The organism is Calditrichota bacterium, assembly GCA_013152715.1.
Taxonomy (GTDB): Bacteria; Zhuqueibacterota; Zhuqueibacteria; order Thermofontimicrobiales; family Thermofontimicrobiaceae; genus 4484-87.
Genome location: JAADFU010000124.1, coordinates 1 through 3,800 on the forward strand (window position 1 = coordinate 1; position 3,800 = coordinate 3,800).

Annotated in this window: 4 protein-coding genes; 2 read left to right on the forward strand and 2 right to left on the reverse strand. The window is 44.7% G+C overall.

Annotation, left to right across the window (positions count from 1 at the left end; all coding sequences use genetic code 11):
* Together GXO74_09970 and GXO74_09975 are read right to left on the reverse strand one after the other, a co-directional pair.
* On the reverse strand, positions 1 to 211 hold a 211-nt coding region (locus tag GXO74_09970), incomplete at its 3' end, for an ATP-binding cassette domain-containing protein (protein NOZ61994.1).
* Between the two features lie 352 nt (positions 212 to 563).
* The gene (locus GXO74_09975) at positions 564 to 1,589 is read right to left on the reverse strand and encodes a DUF4097 domain-containing protein (protein ID NOZ61995.1); all 1,026 of its coding nucleotides are present in this window, start codon (positions 1,587 to 1,589) and stop codon (positions 564 to 566) included.
* Between the two features lie 501 nt (positions 1,590 to 2,090).
* Between GXO74_09975 and GXO74_09980 the strand changes: the two genes are divergently transcribed.
* Both GXO74_09980 and GXO74_09985 read left to right on the forward strand, forming a co-directional pair.
* Positions 2,091 to 2,495, forward strand: a complete 405-nt coding sequence (locus GXO74_09980; protein ID NOZ61996.1) for a kinase/pyrophosphorylase — start codon at positions 2,091 to 2,093, stop codon at positions 2,493 to 2,495.
* Between the two features lie 32 nt (positions 2,496 to 2,527).
* Positions 2,528 to 3,670, forward strand: a complete 1,143-nt coding sequence (locus GXO74_09985; GenBank protein ID NOZ61997.1) for an acyl-CoA dehydrogenase — start codon at positions 2,528 to 2,530, stop codon at positions 3,668 to 3,670.
* Positions 3,671 to 3,800 lie beyond the last annotated feature (130 nt).

Sequence of the window (3,800 nt, forward strand, 5' to 3'; positions counted from 1 at the left end):
CAGGATGAATGAGCCCAACCAACATGCGCAGAATAGTGGTCTTCCCGGCGCCGTTAGGACCCAAAATACCCACAATTTCTCCGGGGGTAAGCGAGATGGAAAAATCATCCACAGCGAGAAAAGATGAGAAAGTCTTTCGGATATGAGTTGCCTGTAAAACCGGATTCGTGATTTCAGACAATAGGATTTTCCTGTGATTTTTTTGAGAAATTGTTTATATGAATGACCAGTTGAAAATTTTTAATTAAAATAGCAATAAAAGCCTTACGGCTAAATTCCGAAATTGGACTGGAGTTAAGGCGTCAGCCTTTTAAAAACAATCGATTAGCGTCTTATCTTCAATTTTAACTGGTCATTCGCATTGTTTCTAAAATATAACAACTTCAAACTAAGGAAACAAGAAATTTTTTAAATTCCAAATCACAAATGCGCCGTAGGCGCATCTACCTTTGGTGTGATTCCAAAGACCAAATAAATCCCAAATTCAAATATTCAATAACCGAAACGGGGCAGCTAAAAGATGTAGTCCACCTTCGAGGTGGACTACATCTGGATCATGCGCTTTATTTTGCCTCTTCCAGCAGTTTGATCCGAATACTCCCGCCGGAAGTTCGCAGCGTGAGCGTACTGCCGCCGCGGTTCACTTTGCCGATCAAGGTGTTGGATTTGACTTTTCCTGTTGCTGTTACGGGCAAATCCGCGGAAATGCCGCCGCCACTGGAATGGGCATCGATGTTGAAATCTGCGTCTTGATTGACGTACACTTTCATGCCACCACCGGATGTTTTGAGGTAACTATCTCCGGAAATTTCGCCGACAATTTCCGCTGTCACGCTACCACCGGACGTCTGTCCCTGTACGCGTCCCATGAGTCCGTATAATTTGAGACTGCCGCCGGAAGTCTGCACGAAGGCGTCTCCTTTGACGGATTTTGTGGAAATACTTCCGCCGGAAGTAATCGCTTTCAGCGACCCTGTCACTTCGCCGATGCGAATGCCGCCGCCCGAAGTTTTTACATTCACATCTCCACTAACTTGTTCAACGGTGATGCCCCCGCCGGAAGTTTTTGCGTCAACATAGCCGAGGATTTTCCCCAGTGAAATTCCTCCTCCGGAAGTGTTCAGTCTCGTTTTTCCTGCCAAATCGCCGACAGTGATGCTACCGCCAGCGGTTTGAATGTCCAGATTGAATTCGTAGGGCACAAAAATTTCGTAGCGCACGGAAATCTTTTTGCCGCCGAAAAACCAAGAATGAGGCCCGTGGTAGTTTCCTTTGACTTCAATTCCCTGATTATTTTGAACAAAATCGACTTTAAAGCGGTTAAATAAATCTTCGGCTTTTCGCTTGCTGGAAGCTCGAACTTTTTTGATGACGTCAATTTTGACAACGTCGCGCGCCCAGCTTTTGACTGTCACTGCGCCCAGGTCAGAATTAAGCTTCAGCGTCTGATTCTTTTTGACGAAAAACGATTTGGAAATTTTGCTTTCATACGAGGAGCAGTGTGCCGCGCCGACAAAGCAGAAAATGGTAAACAGCAGCGCACTTAAGAAAATAGAAAAAATTGCAGGACCATTGCGTCGTTGTAACATAATTTCACTCCTATTTAAATGGCATTTTAGAAATTGTACGGAGTGATGAAGCAAAAGTTGCTCTAAAATATAATTCGCCATGGCGTGGGTTAAAATTTCTGAAAAAATAAAAATTTTCTATTGACTTTGTTATCGAGATTTTTTATAATAGTCACGGCTGCTTTTTCTCTGACGGACCGATTGCGACTTCGAGTACGAATTTCGAACCGAACGCTCACGAATGTTGAACTTCTCCGATTATTAAGCGGCTGTATTGAAATGCAAAGGGTGATTGGTTAATGCCCAGTGTCCCCAAAATCTTCAGGACTTAAACTCGATTAACGAACAGGTTTGACAAAAATTGTTGGCGAAAATGAAATTGCCGGAGGAGTGCCTATTACCTCAAAATTAGTCCATGAGAATTTGGTTTTTTGCTCTACTATTTCAGGTAAAATTATCTCGTGCAAGAATGATCAAAAAGAGGCAATTTGTTCATTTTATCAATTTAATCTGGGAGTCTGAATGATTCACATTTTTGTGATTTCTGACGGTACAGGCATCACCGCAAAACACGATTTCGAAACGGCGCTTACCCAGTTACCATCCAAGCAACATGACATCACTTTATTCCCCGAAGTACGCAGCACAGAAAAATTACACCAAATCATAACTCAAATAATTCCACACAATTCACTCAATGCTCACACACATGCGAACAAGCTCGCTTTATCGCGGCGAACGAAAAACCGGCATTCGGGACGGCCGGCGGACCCGTTTGTTTCGCTCGACGATGGAAACGAAAGATGGACGGTTGACCGGGGAATTTTTGCACATCGCCGCAAACCGATGAAAAAGTTTTTCAGCAATCAAGCTATAAAATGCATTCCAGGCGTCACAACTAAATTGATTTCAGGCGATGCCTCGTAATTTTATTTTAAAATGACAGGGAGATGAAAATCATGGATTTTTCTTTTCGGGAAGATCAAAAAATGATAATTGAAGAAGCCAGGCGGTTCGCGGAAGAACAATTAGCTCCCAGGGTATCTGAATTAGAGGAAAAGGGCGAGGTCAATTTAGCCGCATTGAAGGCATTGGGCGGATTGGGTTATTTTGGAATGACCGTCCCGGAGCAGTACGGAGGCGTGGATGTCGGCACTGTCGCCTATGCCGGCGCTATTCTCGAATTGAGCAAAGGAGACGCCGGCACCGCAGTTGGCGTTGCTGTGCATAATTCGCTGGTGAACGAAGGCATTTTGAAATACGGCACAGAACAACAAAAATTGCAATTTTTGCCCAAACTGGCGACCGGAGAATGGCTCGGCTGTTTTTCGCTCTCCGAAGCCAACGCCGGCAGTGATCCCGGCGCGTTGCGGACGATGGCGGAGCGCCGTGGCGATGAATTTATTCTGAACGGGACGAAAAATTTCACGACCAACGGCGATTTCGCCGACGTGATCATCATTTTTGCCCAGACGGACAAAGAAAAAGGTTCGCGCGGCATTTCTGCTTTTTTAATGAAACGGGACACGCCAGGCTTCAGCGTGGGAAAGCATGAAAATAAAATGGGATTGCGAACAGCCAGTTGCACGGAACTTGTTTTCAATAATTGCCGTTTGCCGGAGTCTGCCATGCTCGGGAAAGAAAACGAGGGTTTGAAAATTGCGCTGACTTTGCTTGACGGAGGACGGATAGGCATTGCGGCGCAGGCAATCGGTATCGCAGAAGCAGCTTTTGAAGAAGCTCTGCGCTATTCCAAGGAACGAGTTCAATTCAAACGCCCCATTGCGGAATTTCAGGCAATTCAATTCAAATTAGCGGAAATGGCAACGGAAATCGAATTGGCAAAAACCATGCTTTTTCGCGTCGCATGGATGAAAGAGTCCGGACATCACGATTATGTCAAGGAGGCAGCAATGATCAAGTTGTTCGCCTCTGAAATGGCGCATCGTGTGTGCCACAAAGCAGTGCAGATTCACGGCGGCTATGGCTACATGAAGGAGTACAAAGTTGAGCGGTTGTACCGGGATCAGCGGGTGACGGAAATTTATGAAGGAACTTCTGAGATTCAGAAAATTGTCATCGCGAGGAAGATTTTGTCGTAATTAATTTTTTTGGACTTTAACCATTGATGGACACTGCTTTTCACGGATTTTTAATCATTTTTAAAATCAGTGGGAATCTGTGGCTTCAAAATAATCGGAGAAATGAACCATGCCGGATAAAATTTTAAAA